The sequence below is a fragment of the Pseudomonas sp. BF-R-24 genome, from assembly GCF_019947335.1.
In the GTDB taxonomy this organism is placed as follows: domain Bacteria; phylum Pseudomonadota; class Gammaproteobacteria; order Pseudomonadales; family Pseudomonadaceae; genus Aquipseudomonas; species Aquipseudomonas jessenii.
In genome coordinates this window covers 35542-56594 of sequence record NZ_JAGYGG010000027.1, presented here as the reverse complement: position 1 = coordinate 56594, position 21053 = coordinate 35542, and the positions used below count along the sequence as shown (strand labels likewise).

General features: G+C 62.2%; 25 protein-coding genes. 16 read left to right on the top strand and 9 right to left on the bottom strand.

Annotation, left to right across the window (positions count from 1 at the left end; translation table 11 throughout):
- Positions 1 to 111: 111 nt before the first annotated feature.
- Both KGA98_RS20370 and KGA98_RS20365 read right to left on the bottom strand, forming a co-directional pair.
- Complete coding sequence (locus KGA98_RS20370) at positions 112 to 306, bottom strand: hypothetical protein (protein ID WP_008052996.1); 195 nt, start codon at positions 304 to 306, stop codon at positions 112 to 114.
- Positions 307 to 541: 235 nt separating this feature from the next.
- Positions 542 to 895 (bottom strand): hypothetical protein, encoded by a 354-nt coding sequence (locus KGA98_RS20365; protein WP_150814223.1) that lies wholly within the window; start codon positions 893 to 895, stop codon positions 542 to 544.
- Positions 896 to 1141: 246 nt separating this feature from the next.
- Between KGA98_RS20365 and KGA98_RS20360 the strand changes: the two genes are divergently transcribed.
- On the top strand, positions 1142 to 1960 hold the full coding sequence (locus tag KGA98_RS20360) for a shikimate 5-dehydrogenase (protein WP_223503423.1): 819 nt from the start codon (positions 1142 to 1144) through the stop codon (positions 1958 to 1960).
- A gap of 9 nt (positions 1961 to 1969) precedes the next feature.
- Complete coding sequence (locus KGA98_RS20355) at positions 1970 to 2488, top strand: cupin domain-containing protein (RefSeq protein WP_223503420.1); 519 nt, start codon at positions 1970 to 1972, stop codon at positions 2486 to 2488.
- Between the two features lie 195 nt (positions 2489 to 2683).
- Here KGA98_RS20355 and KGA98_RS20350 read toward each other — a convergent pair whose 3' ends face one another.
- Positions 2684 to 3328, bottom strand: a complete 645-nt coding sequence (locus tag KGA98_RS20350) for a YceH family protein (RefSeq protein ID WP_057714038.1) — start codon at positions 3326 to 3328, stop codon at positions 2684 to 2686.
- A 172-nt stretch (positions 3329 to 3500) separates the two neighbouring features.
- Here KGA98_RS20350 and KGA98_RS20345 point away from each other — a divergent pair, with 172 nt between their 5' ends.
- The 7 genes from KGA98_RS20345 to KGA98_RS20315 are packed head-to-tail and all read left to right on the top strand — an operon-like array spanning position 3501 to position 9173.
- Entirely contained in the window at positions 3501 to 4673 is a 1173-nt protein-coding gene (locus tag KGA98_RS20345; RefSeq protein ID WP_223503418.1) for an acyl-CoA dehydrogenase family protein, read from the top strand.
- Entirely contained in the window at positions 4670 to 5863 is a 1194-nt protein-coding gene (locus KGA98_RS20340; RefSeq protein ID WP_223503416.1) for an acyl-CoA dehydrogenase family protein, read from the top strand. Before KGA98_RS20345 ends, KGA98_RS20340 begins: the two co-directional genes overlap by 4 nt.
- 13 nt (positions 5864 to 5876) lie before the next feature.
- Positions 5877 to 6659, top strand: a complete 783-nt coding sequence (locus KGA98_RS20335; protein ID WP_057714041.1) for an SDR family oxidoreductase — start codon at positions 5877 to 5879, stop codon at positions 6657 to 6659.
- A 2-nt stretch (positions 6660 to 6661) separates the two neighbouring features.
- A complete protein-coding gene (locus tag KGA98_RS20330; protein WP_057714042.1) occupies positions 6662 to 7120 on the top strand; it encodes a MaoC family dehydratase in 459 nt (152 codons plus the stop codon).
- 29 nt (positions 7121 to 7149) lie between these two features.
- Positions 7150 to 8352 carry an acetyl-CoA C-acyltransferase gene (locus KGA98_RS20325; protein WP_223503414.1) on the top strand — a complete coding sequence of 401 codons (1203 nt, stop codon included), beginning with the start codon at positions 7150 to 7152 and terminating at the stop codon, positions 8350 to 8352.
- The gene (locus tag KGA98_RS20320) at positions 8353 to 8742 is read left to right on the top strand and encodes a steroid Delta-isomerase (RefSeq protein ID WP_223503412.1); all 390 of its coding nucleotides are present in this window, start codon (positions 8353 to 8355) and stop codon (positions 8740 to 8742) included.
- Entirely contained in the window at positions 8739 to 9173 is a 435-nt protein-coding gene (locus tag KGA98_RS20315; protein WP_223503410.1) for a nuclear transport factor 2 family protein, read from the top strand. The genes KGA98_RS20320 and KGA98_RS20315 overlap by 4 nt, the downstream gene beginning before the upstream one ends.
- A gap of 324 nt (positions 9174 to 9497) precedes the next feature.
- Here KGA98_RS20315 and KGA98_RS20305 read toward each other — a convergent pair whose 3' ends face one another.
- Positions 9498 to 9992: an SRPBCC family protein gene (locus tag KGA98_RS20305; RefSeq protein WP_223503408.1), complete on the bottom strand. Its 495-nt coding sequence runs from the start codon at positions 9990 to 9992 to the stop codon at positions 9498 to 9500.
- A 13-nt stretch (positions 9993 to 10005) separates the two neighbouring features.
- Positions 10006 to 10782, bottom strand: coding sequence for an SDR family oxidoreductase (locus KGA98_RS20300; protein WP_223503405.1), 777 nt, complete (start codon positions 10780 to 10782; stop codon positions 10006 to 10008).
- A gap of 277 nt (positions 10783 to 11059) precedes the next feature.
- Here KGA98_RS20300 and KGA98_RS20290 point away from each other — a divergent pair, with 277 nt between their 5' ends.
- The 4 genes from KGA98_RS20290 to dmpG are packed head-to-tail and all read left to right on the top strand — an operon-like array spanning position 11060 to position 14650.
- Positions 11060 to 11887, top strand: a complete 828-nt coding sequence (locus KGA98_RS20290; RefSeq protein ID WP_223503403.1) for an alpha/beta fold hydrolase — start codon at positions 11060 to 11062, stop codon at positions 11885 to 11887.
- Positions 11884 to 12675: a fumarylacetoacetate hydrolase family protein gene (locus KGA98_RS20285; RefSeq protein ID WP_057714049.1), complete on the top strand. Its 792-nt coding sequence runs from the start codon at positions 11884 to 11886 to the stop codon at positions 12673 to 12675. The genes KGA98_RS20290 and KGA98_RS20285 overlap by 4 nt, the downstream gene beginning before the upstream one ends.
- An 18-nt stretch (positions 12676 to 12693) precedes the next feature.
- Positions 12694 to 13602, top strand: a complete 909-nt coding sequence (locus KGA98_RS20280) for an acetaldehyde dehydrogenase (acetylating) (RefSeq protein WP_223503401.1) — start codon at positions 12694 to 12696, stop codon at positions 13600 to 13602.
- Between the two features lie 13 nt (positions 13603 to 13615).
- Positions 13616 to 14650: a 4-hydroxy-2-oxovalerate aldolase gene (dmpG, locus tag KGA98_RS20275; protein ID WP_057714051.1), complete on the top strand. Its 1035-nt coding sequence runs from the start codon at positions 13616 to 13618 to the stop codon at positions 14648 to 14650.
- Between the two features lie 62 nt (positions 14651 to 14712).
- On the opposite strand, the gene KGA98_RS20270 is transcribed toward dmpG, so the two are convergent.
- From KGA98_RS20270 to KGA98_RS20255, 4 genes are all read right to left on the bottom strand, one after another.
- Positions 14713 to 14880 carry a hypothetical protein gene (locus KGA98_RS20270; protein ID WP_167362873.1) on the bottom strand — a complete coding sequence of 56 codons (168 nt, stop codon included), beginning with the start codon at positions 14878 to 14880 and terminating at the stop codon, positions 14713 to 14715.
- Positions 14881 to 15092: 212 nt separating this feature from the next.
- Positions 15093 to 15641 carry an ADP compounds hydrolase NudE gene (gene nudE, locus KGA98_RS20265; protein ID WP_150814210.1) on the bottom strand — a complete coding sequence of 183 codons (549 nt, stop codon included), beginning with the start codon at positions 15639 to 15641 and terminating at the stop codon, positions 15093 to 15095.
- 87 nt (positions 15642 to 15728) lie between these two features.
- Positions 15729 to 16859, bottom strand: a complete 1131-nt coding sequence (locus KGA98_RS20260; protein WP_057714053.1) for a helix-turn-helix transcriptional regulator — start codon at positions 16857 to 16859, stop codon at positions 15729 to 15731.
- Between the two features lie 136 nt (positions 16860 to 16995).
- Complete coding sequence (locus tag KGA98_RS20255; protein WP_057714054.1) at positions 16996 to 18039, bottom strand: Rieske 2Fe-2S domain-containing protein; 1044 nt, start codon at positions 18037 to 18039, stop codon at positions 16996 to 16998.
- Between the two features lie 146 nt (positions 18040 to 18185).
- On the opposite strand from KGA98_RS20255, the gene KGA98_RS20250 reads away from it, so the two are divergent.
- From KGA98_RS20250 to KGA98_RS20240, 3 genes are read left to right on the top strand one after another with little or no spacing between them, the layout of a single operon-like run.
- Positions 18186 to 19025, top strand: coding sequence for an SDR family NAD(P)-dependent oxidoreductase (locus KGA98_RS20250; protein WP_223503399.1), 840 nt, complete (start codon positions 18186 to 18188; stop codon positions 19023 to 19025).
- On the top strand, positions 19012 to 19938 hold the full coding sequence (locus KGA98_RS20245) for an alpha/beta hydrolase (RefSeq protein ID WP_223503397.1): 927 nt from the start codon (positions 19012 to 19014) through the stop codon (positions 19936 to 19938). Before KGA98_RS20250 ends, KGA98_RS20245 begins: the two co-directional genes overlap by 14 nt.
- Entirely contained in the window at positions 19935 to 21050 is a 1116-nt protein-coding gene (locus KGA98_RS20240; protein WP_154861403.1) for a 3,4-dihydroxy-2-butanone-4-phosphate synthase, read from the top strand. The genes KGA98_RS20245 and KGA98_RS20240 overlap by 4 nt, the downstream gene beginning before the upstream one ends.
- Positions 21051 to 21053: the final 3 nt, after the last annotated feature.

Sequence of the window (21053 nt, the reverse complement as noted above, 5' to 3'; positions counted from 1 at the left end):
AGTACCTCCATCAATCTGTGGAGTTACTTTAAGGTCCGGGTACCTTGAGGGGTAATCAACGTTTTCGATAGTGGTCATTGATGCCAGAGGGGGTAATTGACCGTTGGTCGGTCAGCTGACCACCTGATCGAGCATATGAACCACTTCCTGCTCGTTGAGCAGGCCCTTGCGCACCAGGCTTTGCGTCAGCAGCGAGAGAAACTTGGCGCTGCGATGACCTTCCAGGTGCTTGAGTTCGGTCAGTGCGTTGTAGACCTTGCTGGAGGTGCACAGACCGACAATGCGGTGCGGGTTTTGCGTTGGCATGTGGTCGTCCTTGTTGTTATGAACCTGTTTTCGACGGACAGCACCGAGCTTGCGGAACTGACATGACAAAAATATGACCGTTTTGTGCCGCAGGGCAGAAATCGGGTCGAGTCCATCTTGCCTGTTTCTGCCACGGACACTGTCCCGATAGCGACCTTGGCGAGATTTATCCAGACCTTGACCGACAATTGGATATAAAAAAGCCCCGCTGTTTCAGCGGGGCCGGTTGAGTCTGTTACCAGCGACCGTAATGTCGGCCGTAGTAGCCGCGTGGCGGGCCGTAGTAACCACGGGGTGGTCCGTAGTAAACCGGGGCCGGGCGGTAGTAGATCGGTTGTTGCACGTAGACCGGGGCCGGTTGGTAGTAAACCGGAGGCGGTGGTGCGTAATAAACCGGCGCGGGCTGGTAGTAGACCGGTTGCGGCGCGACATAGACCGGGCGGTTGGCGTTGATCAGAGCCGAGCCGACGATGGCAGTACCGACGATCGCTCCAAATACCGCCGCGTCATTACCATGCCCGGCTTGCGCCTGACCTGCGATAGCGAGGGCGCCGATCAGCAAGGCTACTGTGGGGACTTTACGGATCATGATAGTACCTCGGCTCTTCAACCCGGCGCTTGTGTCTGCAATAGACCCAAGGATTGTCGCGGGGATACTTCTAAGACAGCGTTTTTCTGAAAAACAGCACGGCCGCGAGGTAAATTTTGTGTAAGGTCTGTACCGACTTTCTTACCGACCCGTGTAGGCCCGTGCGAACACACTTACATGATCGATCAGAACCCGATGGAGGGCTAATCCCGTCCATCTGAAAAGTGCATTTGAAGGAGCTTGCCCATGCAGATGAACCCCAACAAAGACACCCAGTTGTGCATGTCCCTTTCAGGACGCCCCGGGAACTTTGGCCTGCGTTTTCACAATCATCTGTATGAACAACTGGGCCTGAATTTTTACTACAAGGCCTTTGCCAGCCAGGACCTGACGGGTGCTGTTGCCGGCATTCGCGCCCTGCGGATTCGTGGTTGTGGCGTGTCGATGCCGTTCAAGGAAGCCTGCATTGCCCTGGTGGATGAACTCGACGCATCTGCCGCCGCCATTCAATCGATCAACACCATCGTCAACACCGACGGGCATCTCAAGGCCTACAACACCGACTACATCGCCGTTGCCCAGTTGCTGGAAAAACACCAGGTGCCCAAGGACTCGACCTTTGCCTTGCGCGGCAGCGGCGGCATGGCCAAGGCCGTGGCGAGTGCCTTGCGCGATGGCGGCTATGAAAACGGCCTGATCGTGGCCCGCAACGAGCGCGCCGGGCAGGCGCTGGCGCAGTCTTTGGGGTATGAGTGGCAGGCCGAGCTGGGGAGGCGTCGCCCGCAGATGCTGGTCAACGTCACCCCGATCGGCATGACGGGAGGACCGGAGGCCGATCAACTGGCCTTTGAGCCTGATGTGATCGAAAAAGCGGAAACTGTGTTCGATGTGGTGGCGATACCCTCGGAAACACCGCTGATCGTGCGTGCCCGTGCCGAAGGCAAACGGGTCATCACCGGGCTGGAAGTGATCGCGATCCAGGCACTGGAGCAATTTGTGCTCTATACCGGTGTACGGCCGACGGACGAGCAATTCCAGAAGGCCGTAGCGTTTGCCCGCAGCTAGGAGGTGTCCATGCATCCCCCCATTCTCAATCTGGATTCGGTCGAACTTGAGCCGCTACCCGAAGCGTTTGCGCCGACCGGTGAAACCGCCGGTCGCTATCAACAGCGCCAGGCCCGTGTCGGTCAGCAACTGGGGGCGCAAAAGCTGGGTTATCGCCTGTATGTGCTGGAGCCGGGCATGCGCGGCAGCCCGCTCCACAGTCATCGGGTCAATGAGGAAATGTTCTACGTGGTGGCCGGGGAAGGGCAGGTTCGCCTGGGATCCGAACGCTTTCCAATCCGTGCCGGTGATGTGATCGCCTGTCCACCGGGCGGGCCTGAAAAGGCCCATCAGATCATCAATACCAGTAACGGCGAGTTGCGCTACCTGGCCGTCAGCACCCAGCAATCACCGGAAATCTGTGAATACCCGGATTCCGGTAAATACGCCGTGATGGATGACTTCAAGGTGGATGCCGAGGGTAATGCGTCAGGCTTTGTTGCGGTGGCCCGGCAGGCGGACGGGGTGGATTACTGGGACGGCGAGTAACCACAGGCACCGTCAAACCACTGTAGGAGCGAACCTGCTCGCGATGGACGTCAACGATGACGCGTGCTGTCTGAATGAGCGCGTCGTCTGGACGTTTTTCGCGAGCAGGCTCGCTCCTACAAGTCTTGTGTCAATCACACATGTCCGTCGGTCCACGATCCATTGTGGGAGTGTTGTGTCAGGTAAACATCCAGGTTATTCGAGCCGGGCAAGTCTTTCTTCCAGCGCCGCAATTCGCGCTTCCAGTTCTTCGATCCGTTCAACCGAAACCCCGCTGCCGCCACGCTCGGCCGGGTTTTGCCGTGCCGCCATGATCGCTTCGATATCCGCCGGGTCGCCCAGGGCGTGGGTGTAGCGGTCTTCGCGCTGGCCGGCCTGACGCGGAATCAGCACGGCCAGACCCCGGGCAATCAGGCGTTCGAGTTGATGCACCACCTGTTCGGTGTCTTCGAATTCATGCATGCGGCCGCTGCGGGTTAGCAGTTCATTGACGGTCTGCGGGCCGCGCAGAAACATCAGCCCGGTCAGGATGACCTGCGCCGGTACCAGTTCCAGGGCCTTGTCGACCTTGTGTTCCCAGCGGTCGGCGCGGCTGCCCATCACCAGTCTGGCGAAGCCGCGTCCTTCGAGGGCGCGCAGGCTCTGACCGACCTGGCCCGGCGTCAGGTTCATCACTGGCTCGCGGCTGGTTTTCTGGTTGCAGGCAATCACCAGGGCATTGAGGGTCAGGGGATAGGTTTCCGGGCTGGTGGCCTGTTTCTCGATCAACGAACCCAGAATGCGGATTTCCGTGCTGCTGAGCCGTGGCTCGTCGAAAGTCGTCTCTTGCTCAGTGCTCATGGTTCTGCATCCTTAGCCGATTCATGTTTTTCACTTGCGTAGGCGCACTTTGACATCGCCCGTTCGGACTAGGCAAGGCTAACGATTCTGCCGCGTCCGGGCGGCGCCAAACTTCATGCTCAAAGGGGTGTTGCGCCACGCGCGCCCCGCCAAACGAGCAGAAGGCGCCGCGATGGAGTTTGCATTCAGCGACGAACAGGAAATGATCCGCGCATCGGCCGAGGGTTTCCTCGCCGATGTCTCGGATTCTGCCGCCGTGCGCGCGGCAATGGTCAGCGAACGGGGTTTCGACGAAGCCCTCTGGCAGCGTCTGTGCCAGGAAATGTACTGGCCGGCCATTCATATCCCCGAAACCTATGGCGGCCTGGGCCTCGGCTTTGTCGAGCTGACGATCCTGCTGGAACAGATGGGCCGGCGTTTGCTGTGCTCGCCATTTTTCGCCACCGCCTGCATGGCCACCCCTGCGCTGTTGCTGGCGGCCAATGATGAACAGAAGCAGCGCTGGTTGCCGTCGATTGCCGATGGCAGCGTGACCGCGACCCTGGCGTTCAGCAGTGCCAACGGCTGGTCCGCCGACGATGTCCAGGCAACGGTGGTGGCTGAGGGCGACGGGTTCGTCCTCGACGGCACCCTCAAGCATGTACTCGATGGCCATGGCGCTGACCTGTTGATCATTGCCGCACGGCAACCCGGAACCACTGGCGAAAAGGGCATCAGCCTGTTTGCCGTGAACGCCGTATGCGCAGGTATCGAACGGCAAATGCTGCCGACCATGGACCAGACCCGGCGCCAGGCGCGGATCCAGCTCAAGGGCCTGTACCTTGAAGCCGACTGCCTGCTGGGTGAGCTCGGGAACGGCTGGTCGCACCTTGAGCGAGTCCTGCAACTGGCCTGCATCGGCCTGGCTGCCGAGCAGACCGGCGGCGCGCAGCAGGTGCTCGACCTCAGCGTGGCCTACATGCAGGAGCGCCAGCAGTTCGGTCGCCCGATTGCCAGTTTCCAGGCCCTCAAACACCGTGCCGCCGACATGATGCTGCAAGTCGAATGCGCCCGTTCGGCCAGTTATTACGCCGCGTGCGTGGCCCAGGAAGTCCTCGATCCCCAGGGTGATCCGCAGGTCGCGGCCGAACTGCCACTGGCGGCGGCGCTGGCCAAGGCGCAGTGCTCCGAGACCTACTTCTCTTGCGCGTCCGAATCGATCCAGCTACACGGCGGCGTCGGTTTCACCTGGGAGTACGACCCGCACCTCTACTTCAAGCGCGCCCGCGCCAGCGAGAGCTTCCTCGGGCTACCGGCCTGGCATCGCGAGCGCATTGCTTCGGTGATTCTGGGAGAGCAGCCATGAAAATCAGTTTCAGCGAGCAGGACGAACGCTTCCGTCGGGAAGTCGCCGACTGGATGAGCGCCAACCTCTGCGGCGAATTCGAAGCCCTGCGTTTTCGCGGTGGTCCAGGCGATGAGCACATGTTTCCCGAAGAGCGCAAAGCCTGGGAGCGCAAGCTTGCCGAAGGCGGCTGGACCTGCGTCGGCTGGGCGCCGGAGCATGGCGGGCGCGGCCTGTCGATCACCCAGCAGGTGATCTTCAACGAAGAGTACGCCCGCGCCGGTGGCCCCGGCCGCATGGGGCATATCGGCGAAGGGCTGGCCGGGCCGACCATCGCCGCATTCGGCACGGTCGAACAGCAACAGCGTTTTTTGCCGGGGATCGTCAGCGGTACGTCGTTCTGGTGCCAGGGCTATTCAGAGCCGGGCGCCGGTTCCGACCTGGCCAACGTCAAGACCCGCGCAACGCTGGACGAAGCCACCGGCAGTTGGATCATCAATGGCCAGAAAGTCTGGACCTCCCTGGCCCACGAATCGGACTGGTGCTTTGTCATCGCCCGCACCGAACCGGGTAGCGTCGGCCATCGCGGTCTGTCGTTCCTGCTGGTGCCCATGGCCCAGACAGAAATAACCGTGCGACCCATCGAGCAACTCACCGGCACCTCGGAATTCAACGAAGTGTTCTTCGACGATGCCCGCACCGACGCCACCAATATCATTGGCGCGCCGGGCGAAGGCTGGAAGATCGCCATGGCGCTGCTGGGCTTCGAGCGGGGTGTGTCGACCCTCGGCCAGCAGATGCAGTTCCAGAACGAACTCAACGAAATCATCGCCATCGCCAAGTCCAATGGCGCCGACCGCGATCCGATCCTGCGTCAGCGCCTGGCCGAGGCCTGGAGCGGGCTGCGGATCATGCGCTACAACTCGCTGCGCATGCTCTCGGGTAGCCAGGACGGTTCGCTGCGCAAAGAGGCGACCATCTACAAGCTGTTCTGGTCGACCTGGCACGCCAGCCTCGGCAAGTTGGCGATGGACGTCCTCGGCGCCGAGGCGGAATTGCTCGAAGCCGCGCCTTACCAGTTGACCCGTTTGCAGTCGCTGTACCTGTTCAGCCGCGCCGACACCCTGTACGGCGGCAGCAACGAAATCCAGCGCAACATCATCGCCGAGCGTGCCTTGGGCATGCCCAAAGAGCCGCGTCCGCGCGCCTGAAAGGAGAGAGTTCATGTCTGTACCTCAATATGTTGAAGGTCGCGGCCTGCTGCGCGGCAAGTCGGTGCTGATCACCGCCGCCGCAGGCGCCGGGATCGGTTTTTCCGCCGCCGTGCGTGCCGCCGAAGAAGGCTGCCGTGCGCTGATGATCAGCGATATCCATGAAGGCCGGTTGGCCGAAGCGGTGCTGAAAATCCGCGAAACCACCGGGCTGCAACACGTGTTCGGCCAGGTCTGCAACGTTGCCGACGAAGCCCAGGTACAGCAGCTGATCGCCTGCGCCGAGCGTGACCTGCAAGGCGTCGACGTGTTGATCAACAACGCCGGGCTTGGCGGCTCGCGGTTGCTGGTGGACATGGCCGATGAAGAGTGGAATCGGGTCATCGACGTGACGCTCACCGGCACCATGCGCATGACCCGCGCCATGCTGCCGAAAATGATGGAGCGGCGTGCCGGAGTGATCGTCAACAACGCCTCGGTGCTGGGCTGGCGCGCGCAGAAAGAACAGGCGCACTACGCCGCCGCCAAGGCTGGCGTGATGGCGCTGACCCGCTGCGCAGCGGTTGAGGCGGCTGACTACGGCATCCGCATCAACGCGGTCAGCCCGAGCATTGCCCTGCACGATTTCCTGCGCAAATCCGCGCCCCAGGCAGTGCTCGATCAACTGGCCGCCAACGAAGCGTTCGGCCGCGCCGCCGAAGTCTGGGAGGTGGCCAACGTGATGATGTTCCTGGCCAGCGACTACAGCTCCTACATGACCGGCGAAGTGTTGTCGGTGTCGAGCCAGAGGGCGTGACCATGCCACGTATTTTCGACACGCCGATGGCCTTGTTCGACGCCGTGGGCCAGGAGCTCGGTGTCAGCGAATGGCTGCTGCTGGGTCAGGACCGAATCAATCTGTTTGCCGACGCCACCGGCGATCACCAGTGGATTCACGTCGATCCGCTCAAGGCCGCCAACGGCCCGTTTGGCGCCTGCATTGCCCACGGCTACCTGAGCCTGTCGCTGGTCAATCTGTTCTTGCCGCAGATCGTCGAGGTCCGTGGCCTGGCCATGGGCGTCAATTACGGCTGTGAGCGGGTGCGCTTCCCCTCGGTGGTGCGCGTCGGCTCGCGGGTGCGCGGCAGTGCGCAACTGATCGCGGTCGAGGAAGTGAAGGGCGGCGTACAGGCGACCATCCGCGTCAGCGTCGAAATCGATGGCGAGGAGCGTCCCGGCTGCGTGGTCGACACCATCAGTCGTTATTACCCGGCCTGACCTTCAACAGCATTTTCGAGGAATCCAGCATGAAAGAAGCCGTCATCGTTTCCACCGCCCGCACTCCGATCGGCAAAGCCTTTCGCGGTGCGTTCAATGACACCGAAGCGCCGCAACTGGGCGGACATGTGGTGCGCGAAGCCGTGCGCCGTGCCGGTATCGAACCGGGTGAAGTGGACGACGTGATCATCGGCGCCGCCGCGCAGCAGGGTACGCAGTCCTACAACCTGGGGCGCCTGTGTGCGATTGCCGGTGGCTTGCCGGCATCGGTTGCCGGGATGGCCGTCGAGCGCCAGTGCTCGTCGGGCCTGATGAGTATCGCCATGGCCGCCAAGGGCATCATGTGCGACGAAATCGACATCGCCGTGGCCGGTGGCCTGGAGTCGATTTCCCTGGTGCAGAACAAGCACAAGAACCTGTATCGCAATCAGTCGGGTTCGGTGATCGAGCTGGACCCGCACGCCTATATCCCGATGATCGAAACCGCCGAAATTGTCTCCGCGCGCTACGGCATCTCCCGCGACGAGCAGGACGAATACAGCTACCAGAGCCAACTGCGTACCGCACAGGCCCAGAGCGCCGGACGCTTCGACCGGGAGCTCGCGCCGCTGACCAGCCGCAAGGCACTGTTCGACAAGGCCACCGGCGAAACCAGTTATGAAACCGTCACCTTGCTGCGCGATGAGTGCAACCGCATCGACACCACTCTCCAGAGCCTGAAGGCGCTGGAGCCAGTGTGGCCGGGCGGTCAGTGGAGCGACAAGGGTCGTTTCATCACCGCCGGCAACGCCTCGCAGTTGTCCGACGGTGCGTCGGCCTCGGTGTTGATGAGCGCGAAAATGGCCGAGAAACGTGGCCTGGAACCGCTGGGGATCTATCGCGGCATGGCCGTCGCCGGCTGCAATTCCGACGAGATGGGCATCGGTCCGATCTACGCGATTCCGAAACTGCTCAAGCGTCATGGCCTGACCATGGACCACATCGGCCTCTGGGAGTTGAACGAAGCGTTCGCCTGCCAGGTGCTGTACTGCCGCGACACCCTGGGCATTCCGGCCGAGCGCCTGAACGTCAACGGCGGGGCGATCGCCATCGGCCATCCGTTCGGCATGTCCGGGGCGCGGATGGTTGGCCACGCGTTGGTCGAAGGCCAGCGTCGCGGTTTACGTTACGTGGTGGTGAGCATGTGCATCGGTGGCGGCATGGGCGCTGCTGCTTTGTTCGAGGTGGTCTGAATGATCAGCGCACAACATATCCAGACGACAATGGCGCGTTACGTGGAATTGGTGGATGCCGGCGACATCGACGGCATCCTCGCGCTCTACGCCAAAGACGCCACCGTTGAAGACCCGGTCGGCCAGGCGCCGTTGCAGGGCATCGACGCCATCGCGCGCTTTTACCGTGAAGGACTGGGGGCAATGAAGGTCTGCGCGACCCGGACCGGCCCGGTGCGTGCGACGCTCAACGGTTGCGGCGCGATGCCGTTCCGGGTCGACATGGAGTGGGGCGGGCAACCGTGCTCGCTGCATGTGATCGACGTGATGGAATTCGATACCGACGGCAAGGTCCGCTCGATGAAAGCCTACTGGAGTGAAGTTAACGTAATCGCGCGAGGTGCAGCATGAACCTGGAGCAGCGGATCGCCCGCCTGGAAGCGCTGGAGGATATTCGCCAGCTCAAGCATCGCTACCTCAACGCCTGCGATCTCAAGCAGGTCGAGGTGATTGCCGACTGCTTCGCCGAAGGTGAAGTGCTGATCGATTACGGCCCGCTGGGGATCTTTCGTGAGCGCAACAGTTTTGTCGCGCTGTACCGCGAACTGGCCTGTCATGAGCGGGTGATCGACCTGCATCACGGCGCCAACCCGGAAATCGATGTGCTAAGCGAAGATGAAGCCCAGGGCCGTTGGGCTCTGTGGTATTTCAACCTGGATGGTGAGAGCGGGGCGACGCGGCAGTTGGGTGGGTTCTATCAGGACCGTTATCAGCGTATCGCCGGACAATGGAAGATCGTCGCCACCCGCTTTACCGCTCACTCGGAAGTGGCGCGTTCCTGAAGGTTGCTCACTCCAGAGGTGGCCCCTGTAGGCACGAGCCTGCTCGCGATGGCGGCATGTCAGGCAACATCAATGTTGAATGTGCCGACCTCATCGCGAGCAAGCTCGCTCCCACAGTTTTTGTGTTGACGCCGGCATTGCGAGCACCCCCAATCTCCTGTGGGAGCGGGCTTGCTCGCGAAGGCGGCATGTCAGGCAACATCAATGTTGAATGTGCCGACCTCATCGCGAGCAAGCTCGCTCCCACAGTTTTTGTGGTGACGCCGGCATTGCGAGTACACCTTAATCCCCTGTGGGAGCGAGCTTGATCGCGATGGCGGTGTATCAGGCAGCATTGATATTGGATGTGCTGACAGCCATATCCGGATTCTGCGTTCGGCCGGTTTCGTAGTAGGCCTTGAGGTTCTCGGCAATCTGCCGAACGACCTTGTTGAAGGCCTTGGCCAGCAACCCTTCAATCAGCTTGCCACCGCGCAGGCTGTAACTCATTTGCAGAGTGATGCGGGTCGCGTTGCCTTCGGCTTGCAAGGCATAACTGAAACTCGCCTGGCGAAACGGAAAGGGCGAGTCATTGCCGCCCTTGTGCAACCGCAGCACGAACCCCGTGCCTTCCTGCCACTGCACCACGCTTTCATCCAGATACTGACCGCCCTTGCGCAACACCCGGCGACTGGCGCCGATACCTTCCGTTGCGCCAGGATGAAACTGGCAACCGGTCAGGCCTGGTACGTAGTGCGGGGCAAGGCTCAGGTCGCGTAGTCTGGTCCAGGCGGCTTGTCGCGTGAGGTTCAGCACAACGCTGTGGCTGGCTACGGGCATGTCGAAAGTCCTCTTATGGATGGGATTGAGCCGCATCGAGAAATGCCGGGCGTTCGCCCGCGCCATGCACCGCGATGTCCGTGCCGCTGACGTAACGGGCCAATGTCGATGCCAAGTACAGGCAGGTATCGCCAATATCCTCCGGGGTCGCCAGGCGTTGCAACGGAATGGTCGCCGCCACCCTGGCAATGCCCGCGTCGTCACCATAATGCATGGCCGCCTGCTCGGTGAGAATCAGTCCGGCGGTCACGGCGTTGACCCGCACCTTGGGCGCCCATTCCACCGCCAGCGAGGTCGTCAGGTTGAGCAAGCCGGCCTTGGCCGCACCATAAGCGGCGGTGCCGGGGGAAGGGCGGGTGGCGCTGACGCTGCAGATGTTGATGATCGCGCCACCGTCGGCCTGGGCCTGCATCACCTGGTTGGCCTGCTGGCACAGGTTCAGTGGCGCAATCAGGTTCAGGCGGATGATTGCCTCGCTGAAGCGCGGCGAAGCCGTGGCGGCGTCGGCATTCGGCGAACCGCCGGCGTTGTTGACCAGCACATCAAGGCGGCCGAAGCGCTCGACGATCTGCGTAATCAAGCGCCCGGACTGCTCGACATCCCGCAGGTCGCAGGCCACGAACACCGCCTCGCGCCCGGCGCTGGCCGGCAAGGTTTGTGGTGCTTCGCGACCGCAAATCACCACCTCGGCGCCACAGTCCAGAAAGCGCTGGCTGATGCCGCGACCCACACCTTTGCCACCTCCGGTGACCAGTACCACTTTGCCGCGAAAGTCCATTGGATCAAGCATGGGGTGTCTCGTTCTGTCGCTCGGGAATGTAACCGATGCTAGGTCTGCAACCCCGGCAGGCCAACGTCCAAAGGGACTAGAGATTGTCTGTAGGAGCGAGCCTGCTCGCGATGGACCTGAGAACACCGCGGGGTGTCAGGTATCCAGCGTCATCGTTGGCGATCATCGCGAGCGAGCTCGCTCCTACACAGTGCAGGTGCGTAGTCCTGTCGGACGATGTTGATTGTCCGGGCCCTCGGAATAATCCGGCGACAACAACAGGCCGGGAGGACACCTTATGGGCGCTTCAGCGCAAGGGCACTTCGTTACGCTGCCGGATGGTTTGCAGCTGCACTACAAAGACACCGGCAACGGCGAACCGGTGATTTTCATCCATGGCAGCGGGCCGGGCGCCAGCGGTCACAGCAACTTCAAGCAGAACTACCCGCTGTTCGCCGAAGCCGGTTACCGGGTGATCGTCCCGGATTTGCCCGGCTACGGCGCTTCGGACAAGCCCGACACCCTCTACACCCTGGACTTCTTTGTCGCCGCCCTCAGCGGTTTGCTCGATGCCCTCGACATCCAGCGTTGCGTGCTGGTCGGCAACTCCCTGGGCGGCGCGATCGCGATCAAACTGGCCCTCGACCAACCGCAGCGTATCAGCCGTCTGGTGCTGATGGCGCCCGGTGGCCTGATGGAAAAAGAACAGTATTACCTGCAGATGGAAGGCATCCAGAAAATGGGCGCGGCTTTCGCCAAGGGTGAGCTGAACGATGCGGCGGGCATGCGTCGCCTGTTGGCCCTGCAACTGTTCGACGAAACCCTGATCAGCGACGAAACGGTCAACGAGCGCGTGGCCGTGGTGCAACAGCAACCGGTGTGCGTGCTGTCGACCATGCAGGTGCCGAACATGACGTCGCGCCTGGGTGAATTGCAGTGCCCGATCCTCGGTTTCTGGGGCATGAACGACAAGTTCTGCCCGTCCTCCGGTGCCCAGACCATGCTTGAACACTGCACCCAAATACGTTTCGTGATGCTCAGCGAGTGCGGGCATTGGGTCCAGGTCGAGCACCGTGACTTTTTCAACCGTCAGTGCCTGGCGTTTTTTCAGGAGGCCCGTGGATGAGCGTGCAATTGCGCCGTGAGTTCGGCGAAGAGCTTTATCAGGCGCTGCTCAGCGGCTCCACCCTGGCGCCGCTGACCGAGCGCTGGCCGTCGATCAGCATCGAAGACGCCTATCACATTTCCCTGTACGCCATTGAGCGTCGGGTGGCGGCCGGTGACCAGATCGTCGGCAAGAAAATCGGCGTGACCTCGGCGGCGGTCCAGCAAATGCTTAACGTGCATCAGCCGGATTTCGGCTTCATCACGCGGCAGATGTCGTTCGATGACGATGCGCAAATTTCCCTGTCCGCCAACAAACTGATCCAGCCCCGTGCCGAGGGCGAGATCGCCTTCAAGCTCAAGCATGACCTGGTCGGCCCCGGCATCACCGAAGCCGACGTGCTGGCCGCCACCGAATACGTGATGCCGTGTTTCGAGATCGTCGACTCGCGGATTCACGACTGGCGTATCCGCATCCAGGACACGGTCGCAGACAACGCTTCTTGCGGAGTGTTTGTGTTGGGCGACAGCAAGGTGGATCCGCGCGAACTGGACCTGCCGAATTTGCGCATGCGTGTGTTCAAAAACGCAGAGCCCCTGAGTGAAGGCCTGGGTTCGGCGGTGCAGGGCAACCCGTTGACGGCGGTGGCGTGGCTGGCCAATACCCTGGGCGCCTTCGGCATTCCGTTCAAGGCCGGGGAAATCATCCTGTCCGGCTCGCTGGTACCGCTGGAACCGGCCCGTGCCGGCGACCGTTTTGAACTGACCATTGATGGCCTGGGCAGTGCCCGGGTGTCTTTCTGCGCCTGACTTTTGGAGTTTGACCCCATGAGCAAAAAACTCAGAGCGGCCATTATCGGCCCGGGCAACATCGGCACCGATCTGCTGATGAAAATGTGCCGATCGCAATGGATCGAGCCGGTGTGGATGGTTGGCGTCGACCCTGAATCCGAAGGCCTGAAACGTGCCCGGGAAATGGGCATCAAAACCACCGCCGGTGGTGTCGATGGCTTGCTGCCTCACGTCCTCGACGATGACATTCGCATTGCCTTCGATGCCACATCGGCCTACGTGCATGCGGAAAACAGCCGCAAGCTCAACGAACTCGGGGTGATCATGATCGACCTCACGCCGGCGGCCATCGGTCCGTACTGCGTGCCGCCGGTCAACCTCAAGGAGCACGCGTCGAGCCTGGCGATGAACGTCAACATGGTCACTTGCGGTGGCCAGGCGACCATCCCGATGGTGGCGGCGGTGTCGCGGGTGCAGCCAGTGAGCTACGGCGAAATCGTCGCCACGGTCTCTTCCGGTTCGGTGGGCCCGGGCACGCGGCAGAACATCGACGAGTTCACCCGAACCACCGCTGGTGCGGTGGAGAAGATCGGCGGCGCCCGACGCGGCAAGGCGATCATCGTGATCAACCCGGCCGAGCCGCCGCTGATGATGCGCGACACCATCCATTGCCTGACCGATGACGAGCCGAACCAGGATGCAATCCGCACCTCGGTGCTGGACATGGTCCGTGAAGTGCAGCGCTATGTGCCCGGCTACAAGCTGATCAACGGGCCGGTGTTCGACGGGCGCAAGGTGTCGATTTTCATCGAGGTCGAAGGCCTCGGCGATTTCCTGCCCAAGTCCGCCGGCAACCTCGACATCATGACCGCCGCCGGTTTGCGCACGGCCGAGATGTTCGCCGAAGAAGCCCACAAGGGCACCCTGCAATTGCCTGCCCGTTGAGTGGAGAATCGCTATGAATTTGCAAGGTAAGAGCGTCCGTCTGCATGACATGAGCCTGCGCGACGGCATGCACGCCAAACAGCACCAGATCAGTATCGAACAAATGGTCTCGGTGGCCACCGGTCTCGATGCGGCCGGTGTGCCGCTGATCGAAATCACCCACGGCGATGGCCTGGGCGGTGCTTCGCTGAACTACGGTTTCCCGGCCCACAGCGACGAGGAATACTTCTCTGCGGTGATTCCGAAGATGAAACAGGCCAAGGTTTCGGCCCTGTTGTTGCCGGGGATCGGTACCCTCGACCACCTGAAAATGGCCCACGAACACGGCGTATCGACCATTCGTGTGGCGACCCACTGCACCGAGGCGGACGTGTCCGGCCAGCACATCGGCATGTCGGCGAAGATGGGCCTGGACACCGTTGGCTTCCTGATGATGGCGCACATGGTCAGCCCGGAAAAACTGCTGGAGCAGGCGCGGTTGATGGAAAGCTACGGCGCCAATTGCATCTATTGCACTGACTCGGCCGGCTACATGCTGCCCGATGAAGTGACGCAAAAGATCGGGGCCCTGCGTGCGGGACTGAACGCCGGGACCGAAGTCGGTTTCCACGGCCACCACAACATGGGCATGGCCATCGCCAACTCCCTGGCTGCCATCGAGGCCGGTGCTGCACGGATCGACGGCTCGGTCGCGGGTCTTGGCGCGGGGGCGGGCAATACGCCGCTGGAAGTGTTCGTCGCGGTGCTGGAGCGCATGGGCGTCAACAGTGGCGTCGACCTGTACAAGATCATGGACGTGGCCGAAGACCTGGTGGTGCCGATGATGGACCAGCCGATCCGCCTCGACCGCGATGCCCTGACACTCGGTTACGCCGGGGTCTACAGCTCGTTCCTGTTGTTCGCCAAACGTGCCGAGCAGAAGTACGGCATCGCTGCTCGCGAACTGCTGGTGGAGCTGGGACGACGTGGCACGGTGGGCGGTCAGGAAGACATGATCGAAGACCTGGCGTTGACCCTGTCGCGGGCCAGGGGTGTACTGCCGACCTGATTAATGCGGCAACGAAAAAACCACCGATCCGGTGGTTTTTTTATGGCCGGTGGAAACCGTGCTCAAGGCAGCAGATTGCGCACCACGGGCGGGTAGCAGTTGATGGCCGAGCTCGAACAGCTGAAGTAAGCCGTGGTCGGTCGGTAGGCTTCGTTCTTGAACAGCTGGCACAGACTGGTGGAAGCACCCGCACAGAGGATGATGAACAGAGCACAAGTCGTTTTGCGCATGATGGGTCTCGACACGGTTTTATTGTTGTAGAGACAGGTTATGGCGGCGGCGCGCGAGTGGCTTCGTCCGAATGGACTAGTTGATGACTTGAGAACTGCGAAACCCCCTGTGGGAGCGGGCTTGCTCGCGAAAGCGGAGTGTCAGGCGATGGAGATGTCGGCTGTGCCGGCCTCTTCGCGAGCAAGCCCGCTCCCACAGGTATTGTGTGGTGTCAGACCCGTCGGGCGAGGGCGCCTATTGCCATGAACAGCGCCGCAATCGCCCTGGCCTCGTGGAGTTCACCGCGGGCCACCAGTTCGGGGATTTGCGCCAGCGGTACCCGCAGGCATTCCAGGGGTTCGGGTTCGTCGCCTTCGAGTTGGCAGGGGCTCAGTTGTTCGGCCAGTACGACCCGGTAGCGGTGGCACAAGTGCCCCGGTGCCAGGGTCAGCTCGCCCAGTTCAGTGAGGCGTTCGGCGCGCATGCCGACTTCTTCGCTCAGCTCGCGCTGCGCCGCCTGCAAGTAGTCTTCATTGGGCTCGGCGCCGCCCTTGGGCAGGCCGAGAATGGTTTTTTCCACACCGACCGCGTATTCGCGCACCAGCAGCACATGCTCTGGATCGGGCATCGCCACCAGCATCACCGAGCGATAACCGGTGCCGCGCAGGCGTTCGTAGACCCGCTGCTGGCCGTTGCTGAATTGCAGGTGCAGGGCTTCGATCTGAAAGTGGCCGCTTTGCGCCAGCAGTTCGGTCTTTAGGATGGTTGGGCAGTTGCGCATGGGGCAGTCCCCTGTTTGGGATAAAGACACTGTGCGCTGTGCAACGGGAGCCGCCATCGTCCGAGCGGACGAGGGCGGCAATGAGGGCTAACCGAGGGTCGCCACGCTGCGCAGGATCAGGCGCACCAGCATGGTCTGGCGGGTCACGCCGGTCTTGGAGAAGGTCGAGCGCAGGTGTGCCCGCGAGGTGTTGCGGCTGATGCCCAGCTCTTCCGACGCTTCGTCGAGGGTCAAGCCGTTGGCAAGCAACATCGCCAGCTGGGTTTCCGCCGGGGTGAAGTCGAACAGCGCGCGAACGATTTCCTGCGGTGCGGTGGATTGTTGTTCCGGGTCGCTGATGAAAATCACCACGGTCGGGCACTGCTTGCCTTCGCTCCAGTCGGTCAATGGCACCGAGCGCACGATGATCCCCAGGTCCGCTTTGCCGGACGGCCGCTGCACACGCAGGGCTTCGACCACCGACGGGTTGCTGCTTTTTTGCGACAGCAGCGACTGCTTGACCAGGCGACGGAACTCCTGGGTGTCCCGGGCCGTACCGACCTGCAGCCCATCGTTGACCAGTTTGATGCCGTCCTTTTCCTGGATCAGCCGGTCGGCGACCTGATTGGTCTGCAGTACCTTGCCGGCCTCATCGAGGATGATCGTGCCGACCGCCATCTGGTTCACCGCGCCGGCGTACAGATTGCGTTCGGCCTCGATGCGGTTGAGCTGCATGTGGATCTTGATCGAACGTTCCAGGTGCGCAATGAAATGCGTGAGCATGGCCTTTTCTTCGTTGCCGAACGGCTTGTCGTCACGCCCGCGGCTGATGCGAATGCGGCACTGGGCGCCGTCGACGGTGTTGATGTCGGCACCGAGGATGTGGAACACGTCCACCGGTTCAAGGAAGTTCTTGTAGAACTCGGAATTCTGCCAGTCGTCGTTGGAGACGAACTCGGCGAGGGTCACCACCTGGCGGTTGGGCAGGTCGACAAACGGATCGAGGCTGAAAAAGTGTTTGTTGTACGACGCGGTCGCCTCGGTCGAGGTGCCGGTGGTGTTGACCATCAAGCCGTCCACGTGGGCGCTGGGCGGACGCAGGATGAAGGTCACGTACTTGCTGTTCAGATGCACATTGAGCTGATTGAGAAAAGTAGCCCAGGGAATGGTTTCCAGCGGACCCTGATAGAGGTTGCCGATCAAATCACTGAACGTATCGAGGCTGAGGCTCTGCTGCATAGGGAAAAACCGTTTTTATTATTAGCGTTGGCGGTGGCCGAGAATAAGCGCCGGTATCGACTCCTTGCAACGCTCGGGCTCAGGGCCTGACCGGCGGCTGCCGAACAGGCCCATGGCGGGCGAAAAGCCGCTGGCGTCAGACCCGTTCGCTGGCGCGCACGACAAACTTCTTGTGTTCGGCAACGTCCGCCGACAGCGCCTCGACGTCGGTGTAGAACTGCTCGTACCAACGGCGCAGCTGATAGACCGGACCGTCGCCGTCACACAACAGCGGGTTATCGACGCGGGTCTTGCTGTGCCAGATGGCCACGTCTTCGTAGAAGGCTGCCTGCGCCTGCGCCACGTAGGCCTTGGCCATCGCCTGGTTCTGCTCTTCGCTCAAGCCCGGGATCTTCTTCACCAGCACGCCGTAGCGCAGGGTGAAACTGTCGAGGTCGACCGGCACATGGCAGTTGAGCAGGATCGAGTGGATCGGCTGGCCGTTCATGGCACCGTTCATCTCGGTGATCTGATAGGCCGGGCCGAAATAGGTGGCCTCGGTGGTCAGCACGCTGTCACCGGACAGGCGCTCACTGCGGGCGCGCATGATCTGGGTGGCCAGGTGGCCCTGGAAAATGTTGATGAACTCGTCGACCGGCGCGCCATGGACGGTGCCGAAGTGCGCCATATCGGCGATGTTGTCGATCAGTTCGCGGCAGTTGGTGTCAATCTGCAGCTCAGCGACTTCCCACGCCGCCCATTCGTCGCTGTAGCAGGCGTCGATGCGCGGAATGCGTTGTTCCGGCAGCGGGGGGTTGCCTTCGGGGTCATTCCAGACGAACAGCAACTGGTTCTCTTCCATGATAGGCCAGCTTTTGATTTTGGCCCGAGGCGGGATGCGCTTGGCGTAGGGGATGTCATCGCACACGCCATCGGCGCCCCAACGCCAGGCGTGGAAGGGGCAGCGAATCGAGTTGCCTTCAACGCAACCGGTGCTCAGGTCGGCACCCATGTGCGGGCAGTAGCCATCAAGAATATGCAGCTCGCCGTCTTCACCCTGGAACGCCACCAGACGGGTGCCGAACACCTCCAGGCGATGGGCCTTGCCGTCGCGGTATTGCGCGGCCAGGCCCAGGCAATGCCAGCCGCGGGCGTAGCGGTCTTCCAGCAGTTTGGCTTCGATGCGGTGCAGGGTACTCATCTTATTATTCTCCCAAGGGATCACGGGGTTGGCGCATGTAACGGATTCTGCCGCCCCTGTAAAAGCGGGCATCGTCTGAATGGACGATGGCTGCTTTAAGTAGGCCCGCTCTACTGGCGCCATTGGACCCATGGCAGGAGTTGGCGATGAGTAATGAACAAGGGCCGGTAGCGGTGATTACCGGGGCCGCCAGTGGTATTGGCCGTGGCCTGGCCGAACACGCGGCGACACTGGGCATGCGCCTGGTGCTGGCGGATCGGGATGCAGCGGGCCTGCAGGCCCTGTGCGACGAAATGAAGGCCGGCGGTGTGCAAGCGATTGCCTGCGTCACCGATGTCGGTGATGTGAAACAGGTCGAGCGCTTGCGTGACCGGGCTGTCGAGCACTTTGGCGGGGTCGACCTGCTGTTCAACAACGCCGGGGTGATGCAAACCGGCTTCAGCTGGGAAATCACCGAGGCGCAATGGCAGCGCATGCTGGACGTCAACCTCAACGGCGTTATCAACGGCATTCGCACCTTTGTGCCGTTGCTGCTCAGTCAGGGCCGGGCAGCCCATGTGATCAACACCGCATCCCTTGCCGGGCTGGTCAGCAGTCCGCTGATGGCACCGTACAACGTGACCAAGCAGGCGGTGGTCGCGCTTTCGGAAACCCTGCATTACGAACTCGCCATGATCGGTGCGCCGGTATCGGTTTCGGTGCTGTGCCCGGGGCCGGTGGCCAGTGAAATCATGGCGTCGAACCAGGTGGTGGACACCGCCGGATCCGACTTCAGCCAACTGCTCGACAGCACCATTCGCCAGGGCATGACCCCGGCGGAACTGGCCGCGCAAGTGTTCGCCGCCATCGCGCAAAAACGCTTCTGGATCCTGCCCCACAAGGGTTTCAAGCCGGCCCTTGAGCGCCGGGTACAAAGCATCCTGGGCGAGACCAATCCGCAGTTTCAAATGGCCGACGTAGAGGACGATGCCCATGCCGCTCGATAAGCAGATCGCTGGGGTGCTCCAGCAATTTCGCGACATCCCCGAGCCCGATTTCAGCCAGGTCGATGCCGCTCAGTACCGGCAGTTCTCCGACAACCTGCTGCCGGCCATCCCCGGCGATCCGATGAGCGAAGTGCGCGACTTGCGGGTGGCCGGCGCGGACGGCGAACTGGACGCACGGCTGTACCGGCCATCGGAAGAACCCGACCTGCCGTTGCTGGTGTTTTTCCATGGTGGCGGGTTTGTCATGGGCAATCTCGAGACCCACGACAATCTCTGCCGCTCGCTGGCCCGCCAGACCGAAGCGGTGGTGGTGTCGGTCGCCTACCGACTGGCGCCGGAAAGCAAGTTCCCCGCTGCGCCTCTCGATTGTTATGCGGCCACCTGCTGGCTGGTCGAGCACGCGGCTGAACTGCGCGTCGATGGCAGCCGGCTGGCTGTGGCCGGAGACAGCGCCGGGGGCAATCTGGCGCTGGCGGTCAGTCAGTTGGCGGCACGACGCCAAGGGCCGAAGATCAGCTATCAGTGCCTGTTTTACCCGGTCACTGACGCAGGCTGCGACAGTCAGTCCTTCGAAGACTTTGCCGAGAGCTATCTGCTTTCCGCCGCAATGATGCGCTGGTTCTGGCAGCAGTATCTGCAAGACGTCGGGCAGGCGGATGACCCACTGGCCTCGCCGTTGCGTGCCGAGAGCCTGGCGGGATTTCCGCCAACGACCCTGATGACTGCCGAATTCGACCCGTTGCGCGATGAGGGCGAGGCAATGGCCGAATGTCTGCGCGAGGCCGGCGTGCCTGTGCGCGTACAGCGTTGTGACGGCATGATCCACGGCTTTATCAGCATGGCGCCATTTGTCGAAGGGGCGGCACATGCCTTGTCCGATGCGGCAGCCGACCTGCGCGGGGCGCTCAAATGAACGGCCTGGCTTTCAATACGGTACCGCAACTGATCGAGGCCATCGGCGCCGGTCGGATGGTGGTGATCACCGACGACGAACACAACGGCGAAGGCTCGTTGCTGATGGCCGCCGAACAGGCCGGGGCCGAAGCCGTCACCTTCATGGCGGTGCAGGCACGCGGACTGATTTGCCTGGCCCTGACCGAGCAGCGCTGTCGCGCTCTGGGCCTGGACCTGATGGTGCCCAACTCCCGGGCGCAACATGGCGTGGGTTTTACCCGCTCGATCGAAGCCGCCACCGGGGTGTCCACGGGTATCTCGGCGGCGGACCGGGCGCGGTCGATCCAGGTGGCGGTCGACCCGGCCAGCGTTCCGACGGACCTGGTGCAACCGGGGCATATCTTCCCGGTGCAGGCCTTGCCCGGTGGCGTGATGCAGCGGGCCGGACATGTCGAGGCCGCTTGCGACCTGACGCGACTGGCGGGGCTGCAACCGGCGGCAACCCTGGTGGGCATACTCAACGAGGACGGCGAACTGGCCCGTGGTGCCGAGTTGCATGAGTTCGCCCAACGTCATGGCTTGCGGATCGGCACCATTGCCGACCTGATTCACTACCGCATCCTGCATGAAGGCACGATCGAGCGCGGCGGCGAGTATCCGCTGCATACCCGCCACGGTGAGTTCCAGGTGACCACCTATCAGGACACCTACCAGGGCTCGCTGCACCTGGCGCTGGTCAAGGGCCGGATCGACAGCACGCAACCGGTGTTGGTGCGGGTGCAAAGCATCGAGACATTGCGTGACGTGCTGGGGTGTGAAAGCGAAGGCGGGCCGCAACAGTGGACGCTGGAGCGTTCGCTGGCCAGTATCGCTGCGGCCGGTAGCGGTGTGCTGGTGCTGCTGGCGCAAAAGGAATCCGCCGAAGGCGTGCTTGAGCAACTGCGTCAGCGCAGCGGCGGCAAGCACCGGGCGCCACAGTTTCCGCAACGGACTTTGGGCATTGGCGCGCAGATCCTGCGCGACCAGAACGTGCGCAAAATGCGGCTGATGAGTTCGCCGGTGCCGTACACCGCCGTGTCCGGGTTTGATCTGGAAGTGACGGAGTTTGTGCCGTTTCAGCCGGCAGTCTGAAGC